The organism is Bartonella sp. AC130YNZD (assembly GCF_042196865.1).
Classification (GTDB): domain Bacteria; phylum Pseudomonadota; class Alphaproteobacteria; order Rhizobiales; family Rhizobiaceae; genus Bartonella.
The window spans coordinates 1-3,467 of record NZ_JBHIQZ010000065.1 but is presented as its reverse complement, the minus strand read 5'-3'; the positions used below and the strand labels follow the sequence as shown (position 1 = coordinate 3,467).

General features: G+C 41.4%; 3 protein-coding genes. All 3 read left to right on the top strand.

Annotation, left to right across the window (positions count from 1 at the left end; all coding sequences use genetic code 11):
* A partial coding sequence (locus tag ACFINU_RS09355; RefSeq protein WP_375618896.1) for a peptidase domain-containing ABC transporter occupies positions 1–1,515 on the top strand: 1,515 nt, incomplete at its 5' end.
* Positions 1,505–2,830, top strand: coding sequence for an HlyD family type I secretion periplasmic adaptor subunit (locus ACFINU_RS09350; protein ID WP_375618895.1), 1,326 nt, complete (start codon positions 1,505–1,507; stop codon positions 2,828–2,830). The genes ACFINU_RS09355 and ACFINU_RS09350, both read left to right, overlap by 11 nt.
* Positions 2,830–3,294 (top strand): toxin-activating lysine-acyltransferase, encoded by a 465-nt coding sequence (locus tag ACFINU_RS09345; protein ID WP_375618894.1) that lies wholly within the window; start codon positions 2,830–2,832, stop codon positions 3,292–3,294. The genes ACFINU_RS09350 and ACFINU_RS09345 overlap by 1 nt, the downstream gene beginning before the upstream one ends.
* Positions 3,295–3,467 lie beyond the last annotated feature (173 nt).

Genomic DNA, 3,467 nt, shown 5'->3' with positions numbered 1-3,467 from the left:
CGTATTCTCCCTTTTCAGCGTATTGAAAGTCTCTATGCTATCGTTGTCTTGATGGTTGCTATCATGCTGTTTAGCACAGCTCTTAGCACTCTATCAGGTTATTTAGGAGCTTATTTAGCCAATCGGCTTACGCTAGAATTTGGACGGCGCATTTATACCCATCTTTTAAGTCTCTCTTTGCCCACTTTACGCCGTTGGCAAGTGGGAGAATTGTTTTCACGTATTGGAGAGGTTGATACAATTCGCGGTTTTTTAACAGGAACCATCACCACAACTGTGCTAAATGTTCTCTTTGCCATTATTTATATTGTTGCACTCTTTTCCATTAGTCCGAAACTGACCTTTATTGTCCTTATCATTTTACCTTTACAAATGGGTTCTTTAGCGCTGGTCGGTCCCTTCTTGCGCCGCCAATTACGCCGTGCTTTCACTCTGCAAGCTGTCCATAAATCGCGCCTTATTGAAAGTTTTACCAATCTTGAAGCCATTAAAGCACACGTAAAAGAAGCTGCTCATACGGTACGCATGCAAGAAACTCTAGCACGTAGTCTGGATCAAAGCCTTACAACCAGTAAATTGCATCTTCTCAATGGAGCCATGAGCCATATTTTTGGTGATCTTTTCACTGTTTTTATTATCTTTTTTGGTGCTCAGGCAGTTCTTCAAAACCAGATTACGCTAGGACAACTTATTGCCTTTCATCTCCTCGCTGGAAATGTTTCTGGTCCTATCTTAAGCCTTGCATCCCTATGGGAAGAATGGCAGCATTTGAAAATCTCTCGTCTTCGTTTGGGCGATATTCTTAACTCCCCTTCAGAATGGGAAGAAGAAAAGCCGCCTCTTCAACTCAGCGCTCCTCCTCATCTTGAAGCCAACGATCTCTGTTTTTCTTATGGAGATAAGTCCATTATCAATCATCTTGATGTCTGTTTACAACCTGGGCAACCAATTATGTTACTTGGTCCTTCAGGGTGCGGAAAAACAACCTTGGCGAAGCTCCTTTGTGGACTCTATCCCCCAACAAGCGGAAAGATATTGATTAACGCCCAACCTTTACAGAATTTTGATGTCCGTAGCGTGCGTGAAACAATCGCGTATTTTCCCCAAAATCCTTGCCTTTTTTCCGGAACCATTCTTGAGAATATGCTTCTTGCAAAACCAGATGCCACTAAAGATGAAATCGACGCTGCACTATATGTTAGTGCTTGCCATGATTTGATTGCTCAGTTGCCTTTAGGACTTAATACTCAAGTAGGAGAGCAAGGTGGTTTTTTATCAGGTGGTCAGCGCCAACGCTTGGCTTTGGCTTGTTTCTTTCTGATAAACCCAAGCCTGCTTATTTTGGATGAACCTACTTCCGCATTGGATGACACTGTCAGTGCACAAATTGTTGAGCATTTATATAAACTTTCGCAAGAACGTATTGTTCTTGTTATTACCCACAAAAGTGACCTCTTTCCTCAGCATGCAACCGTCTTAAACTTTACTGATTTGGAGGCAAAAAATGGCAGATAAAGCTCCCTATTTGCGCCCTTTGTCACCAACGCTTCATATGGTGGTTGCTGTTTTAATTGCTTTATTTCTCTTTATTGTGATCGGCAGCTTTATCGCAAAAACAGAGATTGTTGCACGGGGGCAAGGAAGTGTTATTCCCACCGCTTACGTTCAGCTGGTCCAAGCGCAAAATACAGGACGCATTGAGAAAATCCTTGTAAAAGAAGGGCAATTTGTTCATCAAGGGGATCTCCTTATTCAATTAGATCCCCGTGAAGCCCTCAATGAGTGCGCACGTGTTCAAGCAGATATCGCGCAACAAACCCTTCAAGCACAAATCGCAACAGCTATTTTAACAGCTTTGCATGAAAGTGATCCTTTGGATAAAGATTTTGTGACCAAAGGGCTTGCCTATCTGCCAGCTCCTCCTTCTGGCAACGCGACTGCAAGAATAGAAGGGGAAAAACTCATTAGCGCTACCCTTCAATCTCTCCAAGATAAATTAAGAGCGCTAAAAGCACAAGCGGACCGCGTCGAGCGCAGCGGTGCAACACAACATGCGCAATTAGATAGGTTGGAAGATGATCGTCAATTAAGCCAAGGAAAATTAAAAGCTGCAAAAAGCCTAATGGAAACAAAAGTCATTAGCCAAGCCGTTTATTTAGAGCGTTTACATGACTTTAAAAATGTCGAGCATGAAATTTTAACCAATCAAAGGCGTTTGGAAGAAAATGCCGCCGAAATAAACACCCTCCGCCAACAACGGCAAAGTCTCATTTCCGATGAAATCGCCCGCTATCGGCAACTTTCGCGTGAAACAGAACTGAATCTTCAAGGATTAAAAGCAAAGCTTGATAGCACTCAATACCATCTTGACCACTTATCACTTTATGCACCTGTTGATGGACGTATCGATGATTTAAGTATCCATACTTTGGGCGGCTTTGTAGAAGCTGGTAAAACGCTTATGCGTATTGTCCCTGATGCAGGTGGTCTCATTGTTGAAGCGTTTTTTGATAATCGAGATATTGGTTTTTTAGAAAAGGGTCAACGTGCTTACATCAAGTTTTCTGCCTTTCCACCTGAACGTTTCGGTGTTATCCACGGTACAGTCGTTAATGTAGGCGCTACAGCGCGCTATAATAAAGAAATTAATGGTGTCTACGCTGTTTTAATCAAAATTGACCAAGATCATATCACTTTGAATAACAAACATCTTAAATTTATCCCTGGCATGACTGTGACAACGGATGTCATTACCTCAAAACGGCGTCTCATTTCTTATTTCTTTGAACCTATCACCAAAATTTTAGAACAATCTCTAAAGGAAAGATAATGTCTGTAAATGAAAATTCATCACCTTCACTCATAAATCCTCTTACAGCGTTAGGAGCTATGATGGTTTTAATGCTTACATCTCCCTTATACCGCCGCTGGCGAATCTGGGATATCGAACGAAATTTAGGACCAGCTTTACAGACTGGGCAATATAAACTCTATAAAAATGAACGTGGAGAATTTTGTGCCTTTGTCACTTGGGCTTTTTTAGATGAAAAAAATCATCAATCTATGCTTGAAAAAGGAGAGCTTTTGTCCGATGCGAATTGGCAAGGCGGAGAATATATGTGGTTTATTGATTGTGTGGCACCCTATGGACATGCTGCTGGTATGGTACGTGACATGCAGCGGCATGTGTTTCCTAATCAGCATTATTGCTACGCTGTTCGGCGTAATGAAGATGGTGGAATACGGAAAATCACCCGCTGGTGTTGCTATAGAGCAAAAAATCCAGCTAAATAGTTTTTCTAAAGCAAGTGCGCATAAATCATTTACTCTCCCTCTTATAAAAAAGAATCTTTTAAAAGAGCTCTTTAAGCGATAGCTATAGTAAAAGAAAACCTTACCATATTTAGAGCTAACCCGCTACAAATGGGTATTTTTCAGCTTACAAAACTTGCTATGAATAGCAACAG

What these genes read in the sequence shown, in the direction of transcription:
- ACFINU_RS09345 (WP_375618894.1), top strand. Translation starts at nt 2,830, where the DNA reads ATGTCTGTAAATGAAAATTCATCACCTTCACTCATAAATCCTCTTACA.
- ACFINU_RS09350 (WP_375618895.1), top strand. Translation starts at nt 1,505, where the DNA reads ATGGCAGATAAAGCTCCCTATTTGCGCCCTTTGTCACCAACGCTTCAT.